At 38.2% G+C, this 23,107-nt stretch carries 24 protein-coding genes, 1 tRNA gene and 2 pseudogenes; 20 read left to right on the top strand and 7 right to left on the bottom strand.

Going from position 1 to position 23,107, the window contains the following annotated elements; all coding sequences use genetic code 11:
• Positions 1-51 precede the first annotated feature (51 nt).
• Positions 52-309 carry a phosphocarrier protein Hpr gene (gene ptsH / locus JP36_RS09230; protein WP_013746754.1) on the bottom strand — a complete coding sequence of 86 codons (258 nt, stop codon included), beginning with the start codon at positions 307-309 and terminating at the stop codon, positions 52-54.
• A 260-nt stretch (positions 310-569) separates the two neighbouring features.
• Positions 570-1,643: a small ribosomal subunit biogenesis GTPase RsgA gene (gene rsgA, locus JP36_RS09235; RefSeq protein WP_039136469.1), complete on the bottom strand. Its 1,074-nt coding sequence runs from the start codon at positions 1,641-1,643 to the stop codon at positions 570-572.
• Positions 1,644-1,715: 72 nt separating this feature from the next.
• On the opposite strand from rsgA, the gene orn reads away from it, so the two are divergent.
• The 10 genes from orn (at position 1,716) to JP36_RS09285 (ending at position 10,461) form a co-directional block, all read left to right on the top strand.
• A complete protein-coding gene (gene orn / locus JP36_RS09240) occupies positions 1,716-2,264 on the top strand; it encodes an oligoribonuclease (RefSeq protein ID WP_039174084.1) in 549 nt (182 codons plus the stop codon).
• A gap of 81 nt (positions 2,265-2,345) precedes the next feature.
• Positions 2,346-2,421, top strand: a tRNA-Gly gene (locus JP36_RS09245).
• Positions 2,422-2,569: 148 nt separating this feature from the next.
• Entirely contained in the window at positions 2,570-3,220 is a 651-nt protein-coding gene (gene pxpB, locus JP36_RS09250) for a 5-oxoprolinase subunit PxpB (protein WP_039174086.1), read from the top strand.
• The gene (locus tag JP36_RS09255) at positions 3,217-4,149 is read left to right on the top strand and encodes a biotin-dependent carboxyltransferase family protein (protein WP_039174088.1); all 933 of its coding nucleotides are present in this window, start codon (positions 3,217-3,219) and stop codon (positions 4,147-4,149) included. Before pxpB ends, JP36_RS09255 begins: the two co-directional genes overlap by 4 nt.
• Positions 4,136-4,876, top strand: coding sequence for a 5-oxoprolinase subunit PxpA (gene pxpA / locus JP36_RS09260; RefSeq protein ID WP_039174091.1), 741 nt, complete (start codon positions 4,136-4,138; stop codon positions 4,874-4,876). Before JP36_RS09255 ends, pxpA begins: the two co-directional genes overlap by 14 nt.
• Positions 4,877-4,901: 25 nt before the next feature.
• Positions 4,902-6,086, top strand: a complete 1,185-nt coding sequence (locus tag JP36_RS09265; RefSeq protein ID WP_039174093.1) for an NRAMP family divalent metal transporter — start codon at positions 4,902-4,904, stop codon at positions 6,084-6,086.
• A gap of 230 nt (positions 6,087-6,316) precedes the next feature.
• The gene (locus JP36_RS09270; RefSeq protein WP_039095279.1) at positions 6,317-6,580 is read left to right on the top strand and encodes an oxaloacetate decarboxylase subunit gamma; all 264 of its coding nucleotides are present in this window, start codon (positions 6,317-6,319) and stop codon (positions 6,578-6,580) included.
• Between the two features lie 11 nt (positions 6,581-6,591).
• Positions 6,592-8,430: a sodium-extruding oxaloacetate decarboxylase subunit alpha gene (oadA, locus tag JP36_RS09275; protein ID WP_039174095.1), complete on the top strand. Its 1,839-nt coding sequence runs from the start codon at positions 6,592-6,594 to the stop codon at positions 8,428-8,430.
• A gap of 10 nt (positions 8,431-8,440) precedes the next feature.
• On the top strand, positions 8,441-9,748 hold the full coding sequence (locus tag JP36_RS09280; protein WP_039174097.1) for a sodium ion-translocating decarboxylase subunit beta: 1,308 nt from the start codon (positions 8,441-8,443) through the stop codon (positions 9,746-9,748).
• A gap of 152 nt (positions 9,749-9,900) precedes the next feature.
• Complete coding sequence (locus JP36_RS09285; RefSeq protein WP_039174099.1) at positions 9,901-10,461, top strand: acetate uptake transporter; 561 nt, start codon at positions 9,901-9,903, stop codon at positions 10,459-10,461.
• Positions 10,462-10,475: 14 nt separating this feature from the next.
• Here the strand turns inward: JP36_RS09285 and JP36_RS09290 are convergent, their stop codons facing one another.
• A complete protein-coding gene (locus JP36_RS09290; RefSeq protein WP_234702181.1) occupies positions 10,476-10,901 on the bottom strand; it encodes a LysR family transcriptional regulator in 426 nt (141 codons plus the stop codon).
• A gap of 153 nt (positions 10,902-11,054) precedes the next feature.
• On the opposite strand from JP36_RS09290, the gene tsaE reads away from it, so the two are divergent.
• The 9 genes and pseudogenes from tsaE (at position 11,055) to JP36_RS09330 (ending at position 19,272) form a co-directional block, all read left to right on the top strand.
• Complete coding sequence (gene tsaE, locus JP36_RS09295) at positions 11,055-11,540, top strand: tRNA (adenosine(37)-N6)-threonylcarbamoyltransferase complex ATPase subunit type 1 TsaE (RefSeq protein ID WP_039088525.1); 486 nt, start codon at positions 11,055-11,057, stop codon at positions 11,538-11,540.
• 51 nt (positions 11,541-11,591) lie between these two features.
• Positions 11,592-11,909: pseudogene (locus tag JP36_RS11995) on the top strand (AMIN domain-containing protein); the annotation flags it as partial.
• 192 nt (positions 11,910-12,101) lie between these two features.
• Positions 12,102-12,783 (top strand): annotated as a pseudogene (locus tag JP36_RS12000) (N-acetylmuramoyl-L-alanine amidase); the annotation flags it as partial.
• Between the two features lie 244 nt (positions 12,784-13,027).
• Positions 13,028-14,899: a DNA mismatch repair endonuclease MutL gene (gene mutL, locus JP36_RS09305; protein ID WP_039174104.1), complete on the top strand. Its 1,872-nt coding sequence runs from the start codon at positions 13,028-13,030 to the stop codon at positions 14,897-14,899.
• 4 nt (positions 14,900-14,903) lie between these two features.
• A complete protein-coding gene (gene miaA, locus JP36_RS09310; protein ID WP_039174106.1) occupies positions 14,904-15,836 on the top strand; it encodes a tRNA (adenosine(37)-N6)-dimethylallyltransferase MiaA in 933 nt (310 codons plus the stop codon).
• Positions 15,837-16,008: 172 nt separating this feature from the next.
• Positions 16,009-16,284 (top strand): RNA chaperone Hfq, encoded by a 276-nt coding sequence (gene hfq, locus JP36_RS09315; protein WP_039136512.1) that lies wholly within the window; start codon positions 16,009-16,011, stop codon positions 16,282-16,284.
• A gap of 283 nt (positions 16,285-16,567) precedes the next feature.
• Positions 16,568-18,409, top strand: a complete 1,842-nt coding sequence (ggt, locus tag JP36_RS09320; protein WP_039174108.1) for a gamma-glutamyltransferase — start codon at positions 16,568-16,570, stop codon at positions 18,407-18,409.
• A gap of 182 nt (positions 18,410-18,591) precedes the next feature.
• Positions 18,592-18,846: a hypothetical protein gene (locus JP36_RS09325; RefSeq protein WP_039174110.1), complete on the top strand. Its 255-nt coding sequence runs from the start codon at positions 18,592-18,594 to the stop codon at positions 18,844-18,846.
• A 150-nt stretch (positions 18,847-18,996) separates the two neighbouring features.
• Positions 18,997-19,272 (top strand): hypothetical protein, encoded by a 276-nt coding sequence (locus JP36_RS09330; protein WP_052119486.1) that lies wholly within the window; start codon positions 18,997-18,999, stop codon positions 19,270-19,272.
• 19 nt (positions 19,273-19,291) lie between these two features.
• On the opposite strand, the gene JP36_RS09335 is transcribed toward JP36_RS09330, so the two are convergent.
• The 4 genes from JP36_RS09335 to JP36_RS09345 form a co-directional block, all read right to left on the bottom strand.
• Complete coding sequence (locus tag JP36_RS09335; RefSeq protein WP_039174112.1) at positions 19,292-20,140, bottom strand: DNA adenine methylase; 849 nt, start codon at positions 20,138-20,140, stop codon at positions 19,292-19,294.
• Positions 20,141-20,199: 59 nt separating this feature from the next.
• A complete protein-coding gene (locus JP36_RS12005; protein ID WP_081964372.1) occupies positions 20,200-20,334 on the bottom strand; it encodes a Com family DNA-binding transcriptional regulator in 135 nt (44 codons plus the stop codon).
• A 163-nt stretch (positions 20,335-20,497) separates the two neighbouring features.
• Positions 20,498-20,980, bottom strand: a complete 483-nt coding sequence (locus JP36_RS09340; RefSeq protein WP_039174114.1) for a hypothetical protein — start codon at positions 20,978-20,980, stop codon at positions 20,498-20,500.
• A complete protein-coding gene (locus tag JP36_RS09345; RefSeq protein ID WP_234702182.1) occupies positions 20,977-21,537 on the bottom strand; it encodes a hypothetical protein in 561 nt (186 codons plus the stop codon). The genes JP36_RS09340 and JP36_RS09345 overlap by 4 nt, the downstream gene beginning before the upstream one ends.
• 180 nt (positions 21,538-21,717) lie before the next feature.
• Between JP36_RS09345 and JP36_RS09350 the strand changes: the two genes are divergently transcribed.
• Positions 21,718-22,737 carry a tyrosine-type recombinase/integrase gene (locus tag JP36_RS09350; protein WP_039174119.1) on the top strand — a complete coding sequence of 340 codons (1,020 nt, stop codon included), beginning with the start codon at positions 21,718-21,720 and terminating at the stop codon, positions 22,735-22,737.
• The last annotated feature ends 370 nt before the right edge of the window (positions 22,738-23,107 follow it).

A 23,107-nucleotide genomic window follows, 5' to 3' on the forward strand; every position in this document is an offset into this window, starting at 1 on the left:
TAACCTTCTTTAAAATCACTAAATAGAACAGAATGATAACTTCGGAATAAATTATTCTAAAGTCGGAATTAATGCGACAAGATGATCAACCGCCGCAACTTCATCTTCACCTTCTGCAGAGATAGTGATTGTAGTACCTTGAGTTAACCCTAAGGTTTGTAATTTAAACAAACTCTTTGCACTTGCACTTTTACCGCCTGAAGTCACGGTAATATCTGATGAGAAACCTTTGGCTTCTTTTACAAATTGAGCAGCTGGACGAGTGTGTAAACCATTTGGCGCAGTGATGGTAATTTCTTGAGAATACATTTTTCTCTCCTTAAATCTCATAGATGGTTAAATAAAAAATAACTACACTTTATCGTTTAACTGCAACGCAAAATGTAGAATAGCAACATTTTTTCAATATTTATTTTATTTTATAAAATAAATGTCATCGCTAGTATCGACATTCTTCGCTAAGAATCAAGTATAAATCCTCGAAAATTTGCGTTACCGCACAAAATTACGTATTTTTATTAGATAATTTTAAGAAAAAATAACCCAATTGCCGAATATTTAAACAGAAATCAAATACTTTTTTCTTTTCTCATCTTAGCGCTACTAAAATGTCGTTGGGATTTTGTTTCATTTTTAGCTGCAATTAAACGGTGATAATTTTCCAAACGTATAGGATCAATCACGCCTTCTTCTACCGCCTCTCTTATTGAGCATCCCGGATCTTGAAGATGCTTACAGTCTTTAAACTTACAAGTCCCCAAATAAGGTAAAAATTCTCGATAACCACGAGTAATATCATCAGTTTCTAAATGCCACAACCCGAATTCACGAATACCGGGTGAATCGATCAAATTGCCACCTTGTGGTAAATGGTAAAGCGTTGATGCTGTCGTCGTATGCTGTCCTAAACCAGAAGATTCACTGACTTCCCCCACTTCCGTTTTAATTTCTGGGAGAATAGCATTCACCAAGCTGGACTTTCCAACACCTGATTGCCCAACAAAAATAGAGTTTCCCTGCGATAATAATGTTGTCAGTTCATTCATCCCTTCTCCCGTTAAAGTGGACAACATTAAGGTTTGATAGCCTATTTTCTGATAAATCATCAGTAAATTTTTTACTTTGTCACGTTGTTCATCATCTAACAAATCCACCTTATTAACGATGATAATAGGTGTAATATTTGCCTTTTCACAAATCACTAAATAGCGGTCAATAATATTTAATGACAATTTTGGCATAATAGCTGAAACAATAGCGATTTGATCAATATTGGCGGCAATAACCTTTAAGCCATCGTAATAATCCGGACGAGTCAACTCACTTTGGCGTGGGTGTTTTGCTTCAATCACACCGCTAATACCATCCATTTCCTGTAAGCCTTTGCGCCAAATAACTCGATCACCGACCACAATATCAGCCAACGTTCGACGTAAATTACAGCGAAACTTTTCTCCTTGGATATTTTCTACATCAGCGTGTTGCGAATAACGTGTCACAACAACACCCTCTTCCACCGCCCCCAACATATCCTCACTCCAAGTATCTTGCTGTTTTAATTGTTGTTGATGTTTATGCAAATTTCTATGCTGATTAGAGGCTATTCGCCGTTGTTGATTGTACGTCAGCTTACGTTTACTCAATTTCGCTCCTTATCGTTTTTATAAAAATAGCGTAAAATGTTGCACAAAATTAGAATAAAGGATACCCGATATATGCAATTAGATAAACAAAATCTCATCTGGATTGATTTAGAAATGACAGGACTTGATCCTAATAAAGACAGGATCATTGAAATAGCTACTATTATTACTGATAAAAACTTGAATATTCTTGCAGAAGGTCCAGTATTAGCAATCAAACAAGATGATAACGTTTTGGCTGGAATGAATGAATGGTGCCAAAAAACACATAATGCAAACGGCTTAATTGAACGAGTTCGACAAAGTAAATTAACAGAACGTGCAGCTGAATTACAAACTATTGATTTTCTGAAAAAATGGGTACCCAAAGGAGCTTCACCAATTTGCGGTAACAGCGTTGCACAAGATAAACGTTTCATTTTTAACTATATGCCCGACTTAGCCGATTATTTTCATTATCGCTATCTTGATGTTAGTACATTGAAAGAATTGGCTGCCCGTTGGAAACCGGAAATTTTATCGGGCTTTAAAAAGAAAAATTCACATTTAGCATTGGATGATATTCGCGAATCTATTGCTGAATTAGCGTACTATCGCCAACACTTTATCAATCTTGATTAATCGACTGCTTGATAAATCATCAGATTTTCTTGTTCGGTAGTTGCACTGACGAAAAATATTCGTATAATGCACTACCGTTACGCGGGAATAGCTCAGTTGGTAGAGCACGACCTTGCCAAGGTCGGGGTCGCGAGTTCGAGCCTCGTTTCCCGCTCCAATTTTTTTATTTTTATCAAAATGTATTTAACAATTTGAGAGTAAGATCACATTTCTGATTTTTGCTACTCTAGATTCTCTTTTTTTATTTGACAGCTGTTGCAATTACCTTTAAAAACTTAACTGTTTTTTAACGGGAGTTATCACTAATGATTACATTTTCCTATACTAGCGAACATTCATTACTTGTCTTATTACCGCCTCCAGCAGAATTAAGTAAACAACAAAGAATTTGGTTTATGGCTGATTCCGCACGTCATTTCACTGATGTAGAAGAAGTCGTTGTCGGTATGAATAATTTCACTATCTATTATCATATTGATACTGATATAACGGCATTAGAGAAAAAACTGAAGCAGTTATGGCAACAATCAGAACGGCAACAATTTCAGCATCAACCACGATTAATCGAAATTCCAGTTCATTACGGTGGAGAGTTTGGTGAGGATCTTTTTACTGTTGCCCAATTTCATCAAACTACCACCAAAGAGATTATTCATCGCCACACCACATCTACCTACACCGTATTTATGATGGGATTCCAACCAGGATTTCCCTATTTAGGTGGTCTACCGAAAAATTTACATACACCGAGACGTAGCCAACCTCGCACCAAAGTACCTGCTGGTTCAGTTGGCATCGGTGGTAGTCAAACCGGAGTTTACCCATTTACTTCACCGGGAGGTTGGCAACTTATCGCTAGAACAGAAATGCCACTTTTTGATATTCAACAAACTCCCCCGGTTCTATTGCAAGCTGGTGATAATGTTCGTTTTATCGCAGAGAGTATTCAACTATGATTTATATTGAAAATATCAATGCATTTGCTCACATTCAAGATTTAGGACGTTTCGGATATCGCAATTTCGGGATTGGTCACGCAGGCGCAATGGATACACTTGCATTACAAGCAGGAAATATTTTATTACATAATGAAGAAAATACTCCTGCAATTGAAATTACACTAGGGGGATTAAGCATTACTTTCGATTGTGATACCCCATTTTGTATCACTGGTGCATTATGTGAAGCTAATCTTGATGATACACCAATCTACTCCTATTGGCGTTATACTGCCAAAGCTAGACAACGCTTAACAATTAAACGTATCACACAAGGAAATTATGCTTATCTCTGTGTCGCTGGTGGTTTTTTAATACCTAAAGTATTGGATTCTTACAGTACAGATATCAAGGCAGCTTTTGGCGGTTATTGCGGTCGTTTATTAAAAGCAGGTGATCATATTCCTACGGTAAAACGCGACCAAACATTATCATCTATCGGTATCGAGCCTATTTCTTTTACTAACCATATTTATGTGATTACTTCCTCTGAATTTGATTCTTTTACCACAGAAAGTCAGCAAAGTTTTACAGAACAAGCGTGGAAATTAGCAGCAAACAGTAACCGTATGGGCTACCGTTTCTACGGCGAAAAACCTTTGAAATTAAAAAGTACACTCGAAATGCTTTCTTATGCCGCACCAATGGGGACAATACAAGTACCACCGGACGGGCAACCGATTATTTTAATGGCAGATACACAAACTACTGGAGGTTACCCTAAATTGGGTTGTGTTATTCAAGCTGATCTTGGACGTTTAGCTCAAAACCCTTTTGGTAGCGAGATCTATTTCCAATTAACTTCACGACAATACGCATTAGAAATTTATCAAAAAAATCAGAATTATCTCAACAATATACGGAGAGTTATAAATGAAACACGTTGATTTGAATGTTGATCTCGCCGAAGGCTGTAGTAACGATCAACACTTATTGCAGTTAGTCACTTCCGCTAATATTGCCTGCGGACTACACGCCGGTGATTTTAATGAAATGCATAAAGCAATTCGATGGGCTAAAGAAAACAATGTGCGTATCGGTGCACATCCCAGTTTTCCTGATAGAGAAAATTTTGGACGCACCAATATGCAGTTACCCGATGAAGAGCTAAAAGCCTGTTTGCTATACCAACTCGGTGCCGTCAAAGCCTTATGTGATGCCGAAGGTGTTTCACTATCCTATGTTAAGCCTCACGGTGCGTTATACAATCAAGCAGCTAAAGATGAATCGTTGGCAACATTAATTGCGCTAACGATTAAGCAATTTGATCCTTCACTTAAACTGATGGGGTTATCCGGTAGCTTAATGTTAAAGGTTGCACAACAATGCGGACTTGAAATAATTTCTGAAGTATTCGCAGATCGTCATTATTTAGCTGACGGTTCCTTAGTACCACGTTCTCAAGCAAATGCATTAGTAGATAATGATGACGAAGCAATTAGCCAAGTTCTACAAATGGTCTTACTAGGTTCGGTGAAAACTGTTGATGGGAAAGATGTTTCTATCCAAGCGGACAGTATCTGTTTACACGGAGATGGAGAACACGCAATTTTATTTGCTGAAAAAATTCGTAAGGCACTGACTGAACACCAAATCCATTTAACCCCCAATTAATTTAATCACATAGAAAGGAGTACCTATGATAAAAAATCGTAGCGCATTACTCGGTGCCGCTTTTTTAATGGCAACCTCTGCTATCGGACCGGGATTTCTCACACAAACCGCCACCTTTACTCAATCGTTATTAGCCAGTTTCGGCTTTGTTATTCTACTTTCCATTCTATTAGATATTGGAGCTCAACTTAATATTTGGCGAATCGTTGCCGTTTCAGAAAAGAAAGCTCAAGATATTGCTAATCAAGTACTACCAGGCGCAGGTTATTTCCTTGCTGTTCTGATAGTGATAGGAGGATTAGCTTTTAACATAGGAAACGTTGGTGGCGCTGGTCTCGGTTTAAATATTTTAACTGGGCTTGAACCCGAAGTAGGAGCTATCATCAGTGGTGCAATTGCGGTAGGTATTTTCTTATTTAAAGAGGCGGGGAAAATAATGGATCGATTTACACAATTAATGGGGTTTGTGATGATTGCACTCACTATTTATGTTGCCGTCAATGCACAGCCTCCATTAGCAGATGCTGCCATACACACATTTATCCCAGAAAAAATTGATGTTATCGCTATCGTTACTCTTGTTGGGGGAACAGTTGGTGGGTATATCACTTTTGCCGGTGCGCACAGATTACTTGATGCCGGCATCAAAGGACAAGATTCATTAAAAGAAGTCAGTAAAAGTTCTGTTTCTGCTATTTTAATCGCCTCTATTATGCGTGTCGTACTCTTTTTGGCAGTACTTGGTGTTGTTTCCTTAGGCGTTAAACTAAACCCCGCCAATCCAGCTTCCACTCCATTTTCTCACGTTGCCGGTAATGTAGGGCTGATTATCTTCGGTATCGTGATTTGGGCCGCATCCATTACATCTGTTATCGGGGCTGCTTATACATCAGTTTCATTCATTACCAGTTTTTCACCAGCAATTGAAAAACATAAAAACTACTGGATTATTGCCTTTATAGTTATATCAACAGCCGTATTAGCAACAGTAGGTAAACCTGCGCAAGTTTTAGTTTTTGTCGGAACATTAAACGGTTTAATTCTACCTATATCGTTGGGGTTAATTTTATTAGCCGCACACAAAACAAAAATTGTTGGCAACTATAAACATCCAATCTGGATGACAATATCAGGTGCTATCGTTGTTATTTTAATGGCAATTTTAAGTGCAATCACTTTATCTAAATACATTGGAGGATTATTCAGTTAATCTCTTGTGAAGCAGAAATAAAGTGCCAATAACAAAATTTCTTTTGATCCACTTCACAGAATTGCAAAAATTTTTATGCAAACTCAATTTGACTGTTATAAAGTATTTTACAAATTCTAAACTTAGCATCTTAAGCTAAGATCACCACTCACTAAAAATGGGAAGAGCATTTTCTTCCCTCTCTTTTTAGTAATAATTGACAGACTTGAAATCAGTGTAAGGAGTTGTTTATGACTAAACTGGAACTCTTGATGGAAGGCGTAAATCTTATGTTTTCCGGTATGGGCTTCGTGATCGGTTTTCTTATTTTACTGATCTTTCTAATTAGCCTAATGTCCAATATGATTAATCGCTTTTCCCCTCCTCCACTTGCAACTACATCCACTGAGAACTCTCAAATTTCAGCACCAAAAACAACAGATGATATCGAACGGTTGCGCCCGGTCATCATTGCTGCAATAGCGCACCATCGTCGTCAACAAGGAATCAAGTAAGGAACTAAATTATGACAGTACAAGCTAAAAAAATCGCAATTACCGATGTCGTTTTACGCGATGCTCATCAATCTTTATTCGCCACTCGTTTACGTTTAAAAGATATGTTACCAATTGCCGCTGAGTTGGATGAAGTCGGCTATTGGTCTTTAGAAGCTTGGGGTGGTGCTACTTTTGATGCCTGTATCCGTTTTTTAGGCGAAGATCCTTGGGTTCGTTTGCGTGAATTGAAAAAAGCAATGCCAAAAACGCCTTTGCAAATGCTTTTACGCGGTCAAAATATTCTTGGTTATCGTCATTATGCCGATGATGTGGTCGATCGCTTTGTTGAACGCGCCGTCGCCAACGGAATGAGCGTATTCCGCGTTTTCGATGCGATGAACGATCCTCGTAATATGAAACAAGCATTGACCGCTGTGCGAAAAAATGGTGGTCACGCACAAGGTACATTGAGTTACACCACCAGTCCGGTTCATACTTTGGAAACCTGGTTGGATACTACTGAGCAATTGCTTGAAATCGGCATTGATTCCCTTGTTATCAAGGATATGTCGGGTATTTTAACGCCAATGGCGGCTTATGAACTGGTCAGTGCAATCAAAAAACGGTTTGATGTTCGCTTGCATTTACACTGCCACTCTACAACCGGTATGGCAGAAATGGCTCAATTAAAGGCAATTGAAGCCGGGGTTGACGGTATCGACACTTCCATTTCTTCAATGAGTGGAACTTATGGTCATCCGGCTACAGAGTCAATGGTTGCCACATTACAAAATACGCCTTACGACACCGGGCTTGATCTGCATAAAATTGAAAAAATTGCAGCTTATTTCCGTGAGATTCGTAAAAAATATGTCGCTTTTGAAGGTCAATTAAAAGGCGTTGATAGCCGAATTTTAGTCGCACAGGTTCCAGGTGGAATGTTGACCAACTTGGAAAGCCAATTAAAACAACAAAATGCCTCTGATAAATTGGATCTTGTATTAAAAGAAATTCCACAAGTACGCAAAGATTTAGGCTATATTCCACTGGTAACACCAACTTCTCAAATTGTCGGCACTCAATCAGTGATCAATGTTTTAATGGGCGAACGTTATAAAAATATCGCCAAAGAAACCGCCGGCATTCTAAAAGGCGAATATGGTAAAACACCGGCGCCAGTTAATGCCGAACTTCAAGCCCGTGTTTTAGAAGGAAAACAGCCAATTACCGACCGTCCAGCAGACCATATTGCACCGGAAATGGATAAGTTAATCACAGAAGTAAAACAACAGGCGGCAGAAAAAGGAATTAAACTGGCAAAAGATGAAATTGATGATGTGCTTATTGTTGCATTATTCCCTCAAGTCGGTTGGAAGTTCCTTGAAAATCGTAATAATCCGGCGGCATTTGAACCTGAACCAACCGGTAAACCTGTTGAAAAAGCCGCAGTTAAAGCAGAGGTTAAACCGGCTACTGCAGAATCTGCGATTTATACCGTTGAACTTGAAGGCAAAGCCTTCGTAGTGAAAGTCAGCAACGGCGGCAACATTAATCAAATTGCAGCCAGCCAACCGCAAACTCCTACTCCTACGCCAATACCAACACCTGTTGCCTCACCTGCTGCTCCGGCTACACCAGCTTCATCATCCTCTCAAGGCGAACCAGTAAACGCACCAATGGCAGGATCAATTGTTAAAGTCGTTGTTACAGAAGGACAACAGGTAGCACAAGATGATGTGTTGCTTGTGCTTGAAGCGATGAAAATGGAAACTCAAATCTGTGCTGCCAAAGCCGGTACCGTACAGGGCATTAAAATCAAAGCAGGCGATATGGTCGCCGTTGGTGATACGCTAATGACATTAGTCTAGGGACATCAATATGGAAAGTTTTGTTGCATTAATACAAGGTATGGGGTTATGGCACCTCAGCCTTGGTCAAGCCATAATGATGGCGGTCAGCCTACTCTTAATCTGGTTGGCGATTGCCCGTCAGTTTGAACCGCTGTTATTGCTGCCAATCGGTTTTGGTGGATTATTATCCAACATTCCCGAAGCCGGTCTAGCTATGACGGCTTTAGATAATTTATTACATCAAGACATTGCCGATCAATTAACACTTGTTGCCGCTAAGCTCGGCAGTGCCAGTGATCCGGCTTCTATTAAAGCGGCATTAACCACTGCACTACCTTCCGTACAAGAAGAGTTGGAAAGTTTGGCAACCGATTTAGGTTACACGCCGGGCGTTTTGGCACAGTTTTATCACGTTGCTATCCACTCTGGTGTCGCTCCGTTGATTATCTTTATGGGAGTCGGGGCAATGACTGATTTCGGTCCATTAATTGCTAATCCTAAAACATTATTACTTGGTGCAGCAGCACAATTCGGTATTTTTGCCACCGTTCTGGGTGCATTAGCATTAAACTATTTCGGCATTATTGAATTTACTTTACCGCAATCAGCAGCCATCGGAATTATCGGTGGGGCGGATGGACCGACTGCAATCTATTTAGCCAGCAAATTAGCACCAGAGTTACTGGGAGCAATTGCCGTTGCCGCATACTCTTATATGGCTTTGGTGCCACTAATCCAACCGCCAATTATGCGAGCATTAACTTCTGAACAAGAACGAAAAATTCGTATGGTGCAATTACGTCCGGTCAGCAAAAGGGAAAAAATTCTATTCCCTATCATCTTGTTACTGTTAGTTGCGCTCTTACTTCCAGATGCTGCGCCGTTGTTAGGGATGTTCTGTTTCGGAAATTTAATGCGTGAAAGTGGCGTTGTAGAACGTCTAAGTGACACAGCACAAAATGCATTAATTAATACCGTCACCATCTTCTTGGGGCTTTCCGTTGGAGCCAAGCTGGTTGCGGATAAATTCTTACAACCTCAAACACTTGGTATTCTTGCATTGGGAGTGATTGCATTCTGTATCGGTACTGCTAGCGGTGTTTTAATGGGCAAATTGATGAATCGCTTCAGTAAAACCCCATTAAATCCATTAATTGGTGCTGCTGGCGTTTCCGCTGTGCCTATGGCTGCACGCGTTGCCAATAAATTAGGTTTAGAAGCGGATAAACAAAACTTCTTACTAATGCACGCAATGGGGCCGAATGTTGCCGGAGTTATCGGTTCAGCAATTGCTGCCGGCGTGATGTTGAAATATATTTCAGCATTGATGTCATAATAAACAAAATTTGTTAAATTAATTCATCAAGGGGAATATTATTATTCCCCTATCCCCCCAAAAAAAACATCACCTTTATTAAAAAAATATTTCAAATTTATTTTTCAAATGTTAATATCGGATCAATTTTTAACCACTAGAGGAGATCCAATATGGAACGCATACTTAAAGATCAAACAGCAAATTCTGCACCGCTTGGTTTATTTGGTTTTGCGATGACGACCTTCCTTCTAAATCTGCATAATGCCGGTTTCTACCAGCTCGATGTAATGATTATGAGTATGGGGATTTTTTATGGCGGATTGGCGCAATTTATTGCTGGGATTATGGAGTGGAAAAAAGGTAACACTTTTGGCTTTACTGCTTTCTGTTCCTATGGCGCATTTTGGTTAGCACTTGTTTTCATTTGGGTCGCGCCTCTAGCTGGATTAACCGCCGTCAATTCAACATCACTAGGCTTTTTCTTATTAATTTGGGGATTGCTCTCTTGTGTGATGTTTATTGGCACTTTAGCCGGCAACACTATCGGAAAACTGGTTTTCGGCTCGTTGGTTATCCTATTTTTCTTATTAGCGGCAGCCAATTTTCTCCATAGCGAAACATTGCATACCATTGCCGGTATTGAAGGCTTGATTTGTGCGGCATTCGCCTTTTATGAAGCCGCCGCCTTAGTGATTAATGGCAAATTCGGCAGAACCGTTTTAGCCTTATAATAATTAGTGCGCAATTATCCACAAAAATGTCCGAAAAATTCGGACATTTTAACATCAAGATGAATCTTAGGATTAGCTTTTCCAAACTCCTTTAAAGCCGGCACTAACCAACGTGCACAAAATGTTGGGTGGGAAACAAGATTAAGCGTTTCTGTTTCAGCACCGTGTGCCATCACATCAATCGTAGAAAGCTCGATTTGTTTCAAGATATTTTCAATTTCAATATAAAACTTTTTACCAACTGGTGTGAGATAAAGACTTTGTGAAGAGCGTTCAAACAGCTGTAACTGCAACAAATCTTCCAGTTGCGCCACCTGTTTACTAACGGCACTTTGTGTCATATACAGTTCCTGAGCAGCTTTAGTAAAACTTAAATGTCTAGCAGCAGTTTCAAAACATTGCATTGCGGTAGTTGAAGGGTATTTGCGGAAACAAAGCATAATGAAAGATCCTACGATAATTAAGGCATACGCCTCAGTTTATGCTTTTCGCTTATTTTTTACAATCTTGTAACAAATAAAATTTATCCGTATTCAATAATTTTGCTATGATAAGCAACTTTTCTATCTTTTTTCAGTATTTCGGGATTTTTTATGGCAGAATCATTAACTCTTTTTCTTGCGAATGAAGAAGCAACCATCGCTTTAGGGCAAAAGTTAAGCCGTTTTTTACGCTCTCCAACACAAAATTTTGTCATCTATCTTAATGGGCAGCTTGGTGCAGGTAAAACCACATTGACAAGAGCGATTATTCAAGCAATGGGCTATAACGGCAATGTAAAAAGCCCGACTTACGCTTTAGTGGAAGAGTATCATTTGCAGCAAAAGAGCATTTACCATTTTGATCTCTACCGTTTAAGCGATCCGGAAGAGTTGGAATTTATCGGTTTTCGTGACTATTTTCGCGAAAATACACTCTGTTTGCTCGAATGGGCGGAAAAAGGTGGTGATTTAATTCCACAGCCCGATTTGCTGATTAATATTGAATATCAGCAACAAGCGCGCCAAATCACGCTCACCGCAAATTCAGACAGTGCGGCTCAAATTATTTGCGCTTTAAAGTCAGATCCAGCACAATAACGGCTGCTATTTTTACTGTAAATAACTAACCTATTGATATTAAAGAATAAGATGAAAAAATTAACGCTATTTATTTATTGGTTACTCGCCCTGCTATGTTTTTCCGTCAGTTTGTCGAGCGTTGCCGGCACATTGAAATCGATCAATATCAGTAATAACAATAAAGAAACCAGAGTCGATTTTCGCTTTAGTTTTCCAACAAAATATAGTTATTTTTATCTTGAAAAACCAAATCGTTTAATCATAGATTTTTCTAATAGTGATAGCGTTCGTGGCATTTTACCTCGTAAGAATAACACTAATCTACAAAGCATTGAACAAGCAAAAGCAGCTCGTCCAAATAATCTTAGAGTTGTATTACGGCTAGAACAAAGTGTTCGTGCCATTTTTATGCACAACAACAATACCATTTCAGTAAAAATTGCTAATCCGAACGGTACAAATAAAACGGTTGCTGTCAAAAATAATGATAAAAAAAGCATCCCCTCAAAAACAAACCGAAAAGAAGCAAGTGTTAATTTTGCGCCACCAACTACAACACCATATCGTGCATCTACATACATTGTAGCCATTGACCCAGGACACGGAGGTAAAGATCCAGGTGCTATTGGTAAAATTCTAAAAATCAAAGAAAAAAATATCACTCTTTCTATTGCTAAAGAGCTAAAAGCATTGCTTGACCGAGATCCAAACTTTAAAGCAGTTTTAACTCGTTCCGGCGATTATTTTATTTCTGTGCCGGATCGTTCTGATATTGCGCGTAAATATAAAGCTAATTTTTTGATTTCTATCCACGCCGATTCGGCACCAAGTGCTTCGCCAAAAGGAGCTTCCGTATGGGTTTTATCTAATCGTAGAGCCAACAGTGAAATGGGAAAATGGCTTGAAGATCACGAAAAACAGTCAGAACTATTGGGTGGTGCCGGTAATGTGCTATCCACACATAATGAAAAATATTTAGGGCAAACCGTACTTGACTTACAATTTGGGCATTCGCAACGGGTAGGTTACGAACTTGGTGATAATATTTTACGCCGTTTCGGTCAAATTGCTCAATTAAGTCGCAAAGAACCACAACACGCCAGCCTTGGTGTACTACGTGCACCAGATATTCCATCGGTATTAGTTGAAACCGGATTTGTTAGTAATAAGATTGAAGAGCAAAAACTGAATACTCTCTCTTATCGCCGTCAAATTGCTCACGCTATTTACCTCGGCTTAGTCGATTATCGTAAAAATAATCTAAGCAACAACCATAATATGGAAAATACATCTCTTCAGACAAACAGGGATAAGCAACAGCAAAATAAAAATAAAGACAAAAATGAGAAATTACCAACATTCCATACTGTCAGGAAAGATGAGACGCTATATCAGATTTCACGAACTTACAATATTTCTGTTAACAGACTATTAAAGCTAAATCCTAAATTAAATCCAGATCATCTTTTAGTCGGACAAAAAGTACGATTAACGGAGAATTAATTATGCCTATTCAAATACTACCTCCACTTCTCGCTAACCAAATTGCCGCTGGGGAAGTGGTTGAACGCCCAGCTTCCGTTGTCAAAGAGTTGATTGAAAACAGTCTTGATTCCGGAGCTGATAAAATCCAAATTGATATAGAACAAAGTGGCAGTCGTTTGATCCGTATTCGTGACAATGGCTATGGCATTGCGAAAGAGGAAATTCAACTTTCTTTAGTACGCCACGCCACCAGCAAAATCACCACTTTGGATGATTTGGAAAATATTTTAAGTCTAGGTTTTCGTGGTGAAGCCCTAGCAAGTATCAGTTCCGTTTCTCGTTTAACGCTGACTTCTCGAACAGCGGAACAGACCGAAGCCTGGCAAGTTTATGCCCAAGGGCAGGAAATGGATACTACCATCAAACCGGCTTCTCATCCAATCGGTACAACTGTTGAGGTAGAAAATCTCTTTTTTAATACCCCCGCACGCCGTAAATTTTTGCGTTCCGATAAAACTGAATTCGCCCATATTGATGAGGTGGTGAAAAGAATTGCATTAGCAAAACCGACAGTGCATTTTACATTAACCCATAATGGAAAATTGATTCACCAATATAAAGCAGCAAATGACACTAACAGCCAATTAAAACGTCTTGCGACAATTTGTGGTACTGACTTTACCGAACACGCTTTACGCATTGATTGGCAATATGAAGAAATGCACTTACAAGGTTGGGTAGCAGAACCAAGATTTTTCCGTTCTCAAAATGATTTTAACTTCAGTTATGTCAATGGCAGAATGATGAAAGACAAAGTGATTTTACACGCCGTTCGCCAAGCCTATGCCGATTATCTTTCGCCTGATCAATATCCTGCTTTTATTTTATTTCTCGATCTCGACCCTACTTTGGTTGATGTGAATGTTCACCCTACTAAACACGAAGTACGTTTTCATCAGGCACGCTTAGTACACGATTTTATTTTACAAGGTGTTGCCAATGCATTGGCACAAACGACAGAATTATTTGCACAAAACGATAAAACCGCTATGGTTGTCGAATCAGAAAAATCGCAAAATATTGCTGAACCTAATGCTCATTATCAATCAACTCTCAACCTAGATAATACATTTCCTCCGGCATTCAAAAATAATCGACAAGCCGCTGGAGATAATATTTTTAATACAAATGCAATAAACCGTTGGTCAACCCCTCATTCCCCTCAAAATGATAAAGCTGCTTATCGTCAATATGAGAAATTACTGCAATCTTCACATTCAGACAAAAATATTTCATCTGAATCTCTCAGTAGTAATCATTCTACTACAACAGAAACAGACGTTATTATGCCATCATCGAATCGAACCGAACAAAATGATGATCACTTGAAAGTCTTAACCTTATTGTCTCAAGGCTATTTATGCTTACAGCAACAAGAACAGCTGTATTTATTGTCAATACAAAAATTACAACAGTTGCATTGTAGTTTACAGCTACAAAAACCAGATAAACCGATGCAAGCTTTGCTGATTCCAACAACATTTCAGTTGGATAACTCTCAATTGGAAAATTTTAACCAATATCAAACGTTTTTCACTCAAGCCGGTTTTCATATTCAATGTTACGATCAGCGTATTACTATTACTCAAGTAGCAACGCTATTACGACAACAAAATCTACAACAGATTGTAATTTCGTTACTTAGTCAAACGTTTGATGATTTTCCTCAATTTTTAAATTCCGTTTGCCAACAAATTACATTTAAACCTATTAGTGTATTGGCAGATGCTATTACTTTATTACAGGATACGGAACAATTATTGCCGGGAAACCAAGATATTATGCAATATTGTCACCAAATTGACTTAACGCCTTATTTCGTTACAAATTAACATTATGGATAAAAAACCGCTTGCACTTTTTTTAATGGGACCGACTGCATCAGGCAAAACCGGTCTGGCATTACAATTAGCAAAAAAAATACCTTGTGAAATTATCAGTGTCGACTCTGCACTTATTTATCGAGGAATGGACATTGGCACAGCCAAACCGACAACGGAAGAATTAGCTATCGTGCCACATCATCTAATTAATATTAAAGATCCTGCAGAAAGCTATTCTGCTGCCGATTTTCGTAATGATGCTTTAACTTTAATGCAAAAGATTACTGCTAAAGGAAAAATTCCATTGCTGGTTGGTGGCACAATGCTCTATTACAAGGCCTTATTGGAAGGGCTTTCTCCACTACCACAGGCAAATGCTGAAATCAGAACGCAAATAGAAAAACAAGCAGAACAAATAGGATGGCAAGGGTTACATCAGCAACTTGCGGTAATTGATCCTCAATCAGCACAACGTATCCATCCAAATGATCCACAACGTATTAATCGTGCATTGGAAGTCTATTATTTAACCGGAAAATCACTGACTGAATTAACTGAACAAAAAGGAGAACCTTTACCTTATCAACTGTTGCAATTTGCTATTACTCCAAAAGAACGTGCTATTTTGCATCAGCGTATAGAGCTTCGTTTCCAACAGATGTTGGAACAAGGTTTTCAACAAGAGGTAGAAAAACTCTTCGCTAGAAAGGATCTGCACTTAAATTTACCATCCATTCGTTGTGTCGGTTATCGTCAAATGTGGGAATTTCTACAAGGAAAATATGATTTTGCAGAAATGAAATATCGTAGCATTTGTGCTACAAGACAACTAGCAAAACGGCAAATTACTTGGCTTCGTGGTTGGAATTCACCAATAAATTGGCTGGATAGTCTAAATATCAAACAATCAGAGCAAGAAATTCTTGAAAAAATAGCACAAAATTAAAGATAAATTTCTGATCAGTTAATTTCATTGATGACAGCACAAAATATTATTGTTATATTGTTGCATAAGCTGTTTAAAGCTGGTTCAGTTTCTTAGTTTAATCGATTGCATAGCTACTAAAACTAAGATCTTACAGACATTATTGATTATTTTAATAAAAAAGGAAAAGAAAATGGCAAAAGGACAATCATTACAAGATCCTTATTTAAATGCACTTCGTCGTGAACGTATTCCTGTTTCAATCTACCTCGTAAACGGTATTAAGTTGCAAGGTCAAATTGAATCATTTGACCAATTTGTTATTCTTCTTAAAAATACTGTAAGCCAAATGGTATATAAACACGCTATTTCTACTGTTGTCCCTGCACGCGCAATTTCTCATCATAATCATCAAGCAAATGCAGTCAATCAGGAAGAAGACATCGCCGTAACAAACGAAGAAGAATAATTTGTGACAAATTAACTTAGATTCAGGATTTCCTTTATTCTTTAAAGGAAATCTATTCTTATTATTCTTTCAAATATCCTTTATCTATTAAGATAAAGGATTTTTTATTAACAGCTTAGTGAAGTTTATTTTCATTATATCTCTTCACTATAACCATTACCCCCATTATTCATCCATTAAAAACATAATAAAATAATTACATTTGTTAAAAATATTGCAAAAGTAAAAATATTTTGTTAAATATGTATTTCATTCTTATTATTCTCCAATATGGAGTTATTCTATGCCAAAATCATTTCGCAACCGGAAAAAAACTTTATTCACTTTATTACTAACATTACCATTAGTCAGCACTGCCGTATTCTCAAATACCGCGCCTCAACCAATACAATCCTCACAACAAATTGATAGTAAATACTCGTCGTTAGAAGATACATCTCAAACAACACAAGCTACAAAACAAACTATCGCTGCCGCTTTACGTTATGACAGCAGTAAAGATATTTTTCATCCTGTTTATGGTACACAAGGTATTGTGGCCACAGAACAACATCTTGCCAGTCAAGTGGGTTTACAGATTTTAAAAGAGGGAGGGAATGCTATTGATGCTGCCGTTGCAGTCGGCTTTGCATTAGCTGTTGTTTTACCAAATGCAGGTAATATTGGTGGCGGTGGTTTTATGGTATTACACGATGCAAAATCTGGTGAAAATTTTGCAATAGATTTTCGTGAAATAGCGCCATTAAAAGCTCACAAAAATATGTACCTTGATGAAAAAGGTAATGTTATTGATAGAAAATCATTATTCACTCACTTTGCCGTTGGTGTCCCCGGAACGGTAGCAGGAATGGAATATGCTTTGAAAAAATGGGGAACTATGTCATTGGAAAAAGTGATCGCACCAGCAATTAAACTTGCCAATGAGGGCTTTATTATCAGTGATACCCTAGGGAAAACATTAGCTATAGAAAAAGATAATCTTGCTAAATGGGAAAGCACAAAAGCTATCTTTTTCAAAGGTGAGCAACCTCTGACAAGCGGTGATCGTTTAATTCAAAAAGACTTAGCTCATTCATTGCAGCTTATTGCCAAACAAGGTTCTCAAGCTTTCTACCAAGGTGAAATTGCTGAAAAAATTGTAAAAGAAATGGAAAAATACGGTGGCTTAATCACTTTAGAAGATATGAAAAGCTATCGTGTTATTGAACGCAAACCTGTTACTGGAAATTATCGTGAATATAAAATTGTTACTATGCCACCACCAAGCTCCGGTGGCGCACATCTTATTCAAATATTAAATATTCTCGAACATTATCCTTTAGAACAATATGGGGCAAACAGTGCAAAAGCCATTACTAAATATGCGGAAGCAATGAAACTAGCTTATGCCGATCGCTCTGAATATTTAGGCGATCCGGATTTCGTTAAAATTCCTTTAAATGGTTTAATTTCTAAAAAATATGCGGATGAATTGGTCAAAAAAATTCCTTCAGATCATATCGTTCCATCAAAAGAGATTAAAGCGAGTGAACCACAACTCTATGAAAGTGATCAAACCACGCACTACTCTATTATGGATAAAAGCGGAAATGCTGTTGCTGTAACCTACACACTCAATCTTAATTTCGGCAGTGGTATCGTTGCTGAAGGTACAGGAATTTTATTAAATAATGAAATGGATGATTTTTCTTCCAAACCTGGCGTACCGAATGCATTTGGATTAATTGGCGGAGAAGCTAATGCTATTGCAGCAAAAAAACGCCCATTATCATCAATGACACCAACATTGGTAATGAAAGATAATAAACCTTTTCTCGTTACTGGTAGTCCTGGTGGTGCACGAATTATTACAACAGTCTTACAAAGTATTGTAAATACTATTGATTATAAAATGAATGTTGCTGAAGCAATTTCTGTACCTCGCATCCATCATCAATGGCTACCAGATGAATTAAGAATTGAAGAAGGTATTAGTCCGGATACCATTCACCTTTTACAAAAAGAAGGATATAAGGTAATAACCAAAGCCTCAATGGGACGTGTACAAATTGTACAATCTACAGAAGATGGTTTCTTCGGTGCGTCCGATCCGAGAAACCATGACGGCGCAACTTTCGCTTATTAAACCTTTAAAAAATAAAAATATTATAAGGACGCAAAACATTTTGCATAAAACTCCGATATATTTTGCATAGATGATTATGCAAAATATAACGAAATTAAAAAAATCACACTGAATGGATTGACAGCAGAATTAAACCTTTTAAAATACTGTATAAATATACAGTAACAAATAAGGGGTTACCAATGAAAACTCTCACATTAAAATTTGCAAAAGAAACAGATCCAGAACGTGCCATAGAACAACAAAACGTAATCAATAAGTTAACTATAAAACTACCAAAACTACTACGTAAAGTGGGATATAACGATGTAAATCTTGTAATTAAAATATCTAGCCAAACAACTTATGATATAGCCGGCTTTAAACCAACAGACAAAAAAATATTTTTAGCAAAAATCGAAGATATTTTTAACGATGACACATTGTTAATAGATTAGTTAATGGTGGGTGGAAACCTATCCACCCACAGACCTCCATACCTCTCCAGTCGTATTATTAAGCAGTCAGTCAAATAGAGCTCTATACCTCTCCACATTGCACCGCAACAGAGCAATGATGTCCTCAACATAAAAACAGGAGGATAACCAATGAAAAAGCCAAGCGAAAAAGAAATTAGAATGAAGTTTAGAACCGAACGTGAAATGATGTTAGAACTTGCGTTAGTTGCGGAACGTGAGGATACAACCTTTAAACTCTTTAACCTTAGCCTCGTACTTTGCAAAACCTCATATCGTGCTTATTGTCTTGATATCCATTATTTAGCGGACAACAGAAAAGACAAAGTCGTCAAACTAGTACCAAATACCCATCCAAACCAACCTGCCTTATACTGTCTACTTTCCGAGCTGCCCGCTAGTTTATAAAGTGCCGCAAGGCACTTTATCAGCACTTATAAATGAGATTATCCTCGTATTTGCCACTATAGCTTGTGGACGTTTGCACAACAATCCGATGATAATCCTCAAATGATTGCCAATTATCACCTTTGGCGGCGATTAGCCAATCCACAAACCGCACAAATTCACTTTTGGTTGAACTAAAAAAGAGGTAAGGTGGTCGTGTAAGCCTGATTAACTCCAGAAAATTAATAAGGTCAAAATAAGACTCTTGCTTGTAGCTGTCTTGATGTGTACAAAGATAAGGCGGATCTAGCACGAATATTGCTTTACTGTCATCAAAAAATTTAGGAAGTAAGTCAGAAAAACTCTCATTAACTACCTCAATCCCATCTAAATAACCGTCCGCCTCTGGGTAATCGCTTTGCCGTACGCAGTTGTAAAAGCCATGCCGATATAACTCGTCAATAGACTTAACCTGCTGCCCAGAAAATAACAGCCACGTACACAAAATATGCGGGTCTTTATAACCATCAAACGACTCAATAGCATCAATTACTTTATGACGCATTGCAATATCTAATCGTTTTTGTCGCGGATAATTAGCTAATAACTTACTTAATATTTGACGCAAGCGATTAATGTCATCAATATGTTTAAGCCGCTCAGCATAACCGTCAAAATCATTATAGATAACTCGTGCTTGCGGCTTAAGTTGTTCTGCCGTATGACTTAGTAAACCACTGCCGCCGAAGGCATCGACTATCGTCCAACCCTCGCCGTCATTAGTTATCATCTCGTTTAAAACCGTTTTAAAATGATTTAAAAACATCCGCTTTTGACCGACAAACGGTAGCGGTGCTTGCGTGAAATGTTTATTTGATTGAGTTGCCATAATAGCTCCTATCTATTATGGCGTTCCGGCGTTCTGGACGCTCCGACACTCAAGTTTGATTAATTTTTGTTGCGATTAAATACATTTAACGTTTTGCAACGAGTACATTTAATCTCTAAATATTGGTTATCTTTTGTACGTGCTAGTAGTTTTTTACAGCAATTACACCGTAAATCTTTCATTTTATTTTGCATAACGCGATCCCTAGACAGATTTTTGTTATAATCCGCCCGCCTGGCTAGGTAGACGGCACCGGTTATGCAGGCTTCATCTGCGTTAATCGGGGACAGGTTTAATGTCGATAAACCTGCCCTGCCGTTTTTAATAAAATTCTTTTTACCCCCCCCCTTTAGACATTTAAAACCTCCTTGCTATAACAGCCAAATCATTTGGACTAAAGCGCCAACCGTCTGTGCTTAGTGTGATTACATTAAAACACCACTCCGAGCAGAAGAACTTATCTCTACGCTCTTTAATGCCTAAGATAATTCCGACAGCTCCAAACCAATCATATTTTTTACCTTTTGTTATCCGGTAATAATATTCAATTTGTGCCTCGGTAACATTATTGAGCTTAATCAAATCCCATTTACCGTCGGTAACATCAATAATCTTGCAGCGTACACCACCATCTCTAACAGAAGATGAGTAACACTCATAATAAGTATCGCAATCATATCTATCTGTAAAATTAGTCTCTTTTTTAATAGCAAGCTCGCAATGAGAATAAATACCTCGTGTAAATTTGCGAATAAGCCAATCCCCAAATTTTGCTTTGATTGATGACAAGCTATTACCGCTACGATTACCTTTATATAAAGCCAGATATACCTCTGTCATTGCTGTGCCTCCGCTAATTGTTGCATCTTGCTAATAATGTCATCGTGAATTGTTTGCATTTGCTCGAGCGTGAGATTATCTTGTTTAAGCTCGTACTTGCGCATTCGTAAAGCAGACATTTTTGCTAGCGTACTGCGTAACTGATCTGCTTGTTGCAAGATAAGTAATGCAGCTGATTTATTGTCAATATCTGCTGCATCCGCAAAGCTTGTTATATAGATACTTACATCACCTTCATAATTTTTCTCTTGATACGCTAATGCCGCTTTTTCTCGCTCTTTATATTCACTTTCGAATCGCGTCCATTTTGTAATGAGCGATGACGCAGTATTATCAATATTATCAATTAATTGCTGACGTTTTGCGCTCACTAACTCTGCTTGCCTTTGCTGATTAAGCACCCACTTTGTACCGTTCCAGTCGTGTAATGATGATGGCTTAATCTCAATCCTATTGTTGAGCCAGTATGTGTTTTGATTTGCCAGCTGTGCCTGTAATCCACCACTTGTATCATGTAGATACAAAAACTTATCATCATAACCACTCTGCCTTGCCAACTCGCAAAGCTGCTCGAACGATTCATTAGTTAGTGGGTATGATGTCTCTCGTCTGCCTGTTGATTTATCAATAATAATCAAATATTCCATATCTCCCCTCCACTTAATTTAATAGTGTATCAATCCTGTAATACTCATAATGATTACGCATTTCAGCATTAACTAAGAAAAGGAGGAGATATGAGACTACCAAACGGCTACGGCTCAGTATTTAGGCTTAGCGGCAGACGTCGCCGCCCATACATTGCAAGAAAAACGGTCGGTTACACCGAAAACGGAAAACAGATTTACAACACAATCGGCTATTTTGAGACAAAAGAAGAAGCGTTGACAGCTCTTGCGAACCACAATCAGCAAGATAAGCCGGAACCCAGCATAACACTGGCAAAAGTGTACCAGCTTTGGTATCCCATCCACGCCAGACAAGTGTCGCCGTCAACGGCAGAAAGTTATCGCAATAGCTACAATCATTTGTCGTCAATCATCTCTATGCCGATCCACAAAATTAAATATCGTCATTTGCAAAGCGTACTGGATACGATGAAAGAAAAAGGCTTGTCATACGCCAGTCTTAAAAAAGTGCGATCATTGATAAATCAGCTGTTTGCTCACGCAATAATTAATGAATGGACAGATAAATCTTATGGACAATATTTGAAAATGGGGAAAAATATACCGGTCAAACCGCATAAAACCTTTACTCGACAACAAATTAATAAACTTTGGCAATGCACAGCGACAAATACAGATCTAGCTTTAATCCTGCTGTATAGCGGAATGCGAGTTGGGGAGCTGTTGCAACTACAACGTAGTGAGATTAATCTAAAGCAAAAATACTTTAATATCACCACCTCAAAAACCAAAGCCGGCATCCGCATTATCCCAATCCATCCACGCATTTTACCGATTGTTGAGCGACGGCTTGAGAAAAAACATAAATACCTATTTGTTGATGATAACAACCAACCCCTAACTTATGCTAAAGCAGCTACACAATTTGCAAAAGCAATGCTAGCAATCCGAGCAAAACATACCACGCACGACTGCCGGCATACCGTAGCAACGCTGCTTGATGCTGCCGGTGCCAACAAAGTTGCACGCGACAGACTGCTGGGACACGCCTCTAGCAATGTCGGAGATAGTGTTTACACACATAAAACATTGATACACTTGAGAAAAGTTATAAATCTACTCAAATAGCGTAGTTAATCGTGTTTTTAACACGCGTTTAAATCGCTTTAAACCGTGACCAAATCGCTGTTTAAAGCGATTGTTATTTGTGTGTTATAGACTACAAAAACGGGCAAAAAGTACAGTTTAGTCATTAAGATTGTTATCCAAGGGGGATTGTTTGTGCTAGAAAATCCTCAAAAAACGCAAGTTAACTATCCAATTAAATTTAAGTTAAAACCTTTTTACACTGGAGGATTTGCTCCTAACAGTGGGGATAGAAGCGTTATTGAAAATGTACAGTTTAATGCAACTTATTTTTCGTGTAACAAGTATACATCAGGTGTAACATCATATATGTATTTAGCAGTGGGCTTGTAGCCAAGGGGGATTTTTCGAC

Origin of the sequence: Gallibacterium genomosp. 1 (assembly GCF_000771875.1) — a bacterium.
In the GTDB taxonomy this organism is placed as follows: domain Bacteria; phylum Pseudomonadota; class Gammaproteobacteria; order Enterobacterales; family Pasteurellaceae; genus Gallibacterium.

Excerpts from the sequence above, each read along its gene's own strand:
- ptsH (WP_013746754.1), bottom strand. The coding sequence starts at position 309 with ATGTATTCTCAAGAAATTACCATCACTGCGCCAAATGGTTTACACACT.
- orn (WP_039174084.1), top strand. The coding sequence starts at position 1,716 with ATGCAATTAGATAAACAAAATCTCATCTGGATTGATTTAGAAATGACA.
- pxpB (WP_039174086.1), top strand. The coding sequence starts at position 2,570 with ATGATTACATTTTCCTATACTAGCGAACATTCATTACTTGTCTTATTA.
- JP36_RS09255 (WP_039174088.1), top strand. The coding sequence starts at position 3,217 with ATGATTTATATTGAAAATATCAATGCATTTGCTCACATTCAAGATTTA.
- pxpA (WP_039174091.1), top strand. The coding sequence starts at position 4,136 with ATGAAACACGTTGATTTGAATGTTGATCTCGCCGAAGGCTGTAGTAAC.
- JP36_RS09265 (WP_039174093.1), top strand. The coding sequence starts at position 4,902 with ATGATAAAAAATCGTAGCGCATTACTCGGTGCCGCTTTTTTAATGGCA.
- JP36_RS09270 (WP_039095279.1), top strand. The coding sequence starts at position 6,317 with ATGACTAAACTGGAACTCTTGATGGAAGGCGTAAATCTTATGTTTTCC.
- oadA (WP_039174095.1), top strand. The coding sequence starts at position 6,592 with ATGACAGTACAAGCTAAAAAAATCGCAATTACCGATGTCGTTTTACGC.
- JP36_RS09280 (WP_039174097.1), top strand. The coding sequence starts at position 8,441 with ATGGAAAGTTTTGTTGCATTAATACAAGGTATGGGGTTATGGCACCTC.
- JP36_RS09285 (WP_039174099.1), top strand. The coding sequence starts at position 9,901 with ATGGAACGCATACTTAAAGATCAAACAGCAAATTCTGCACCGCTTGGT.
- JP36_RS09290 (WP_234702181.1), bottom strand. The coding sequence starts at position 10,901 with ATGCTTTGTTTCCGCAAATACCCTTCAACTACCGCAATGCAATGTTTT.
- tsaE (WP_039088525.1), top strand. The coding sequence starts at position 11,055 with ATGGCAGAATCATTAACTCTTTTTCTTGCGAATGAAGAAGCAACCATC.
- mutL (WP_039174104.1), top strand. The coding sequence starts at position 13,028 with ATGCCTATTCAAATACTACCTCCACTTCTCGCTAACCAAATTGCCGCT.
- miaA (WP_039174106.1), top strand. The coding sequence starts at position 14,904 with ATGGATAAAAAACCGCTTGCACTTTTTTTAATGGGACCGACTGCATCA.
- hfq (WP_039136512.1), top strand. The coding sequence starts at position 16,009 with ATGGCAAAAGGACAATCATTACAAGATCCTTATTTAAATGCACTTCGT.
- ggt (WP_039174108.1), top strand. The coding sequence starts at position 16,568 with ATGCCAAAATCATTTCGCAACCGGAAAAAAACTTTATTCACTTTATTA.
- JP36_RS09325 (WP_039174110.1), top strand. The coding sequence starts at position 18,592 with ATGAAAACTCTCACATTAAAATTTGCAAAAGAAACAGATCCAGAACGT.
- JP36_RS09330 (WP_052119486.1), top strand. The coding sequence starts at position 18,997 with ATGAAAAAGCCAAGCGAAAAAGAAATTAGAATGAAGTTTAGAACCGAA.
- JP36_RS09335 (WP_039174112.1), bottom strand. The coding sequence starts at position 20,140 with ATGGCAACTCAATCAAATAAACATTTCACGCAAGCACCGCTACCGTTT.
- JP36_RS12005 (WP_081964372.1), bottom strand. The coding sequence starts at position 20,334 with ATGCAAAATAAAATGAAAGATTTACGGTGTAATTGCTGTAAAAAACTA.
- JP36_RS09340 (WP_039174114.1), bottom strand. The coding sequence starts at position 20,980 with ATGACAGAGGTATATCTGGCTTTATATAAAGGTAATCGTAGCGGTAAT.
- JP36_RS09350 (WP_039174119.1), top strand. The coding sequence starts at position 21,718 with ATGAGACTACCAAACGGCTACGGCTCAGTATTTAGGCTTAGCGGCAGA.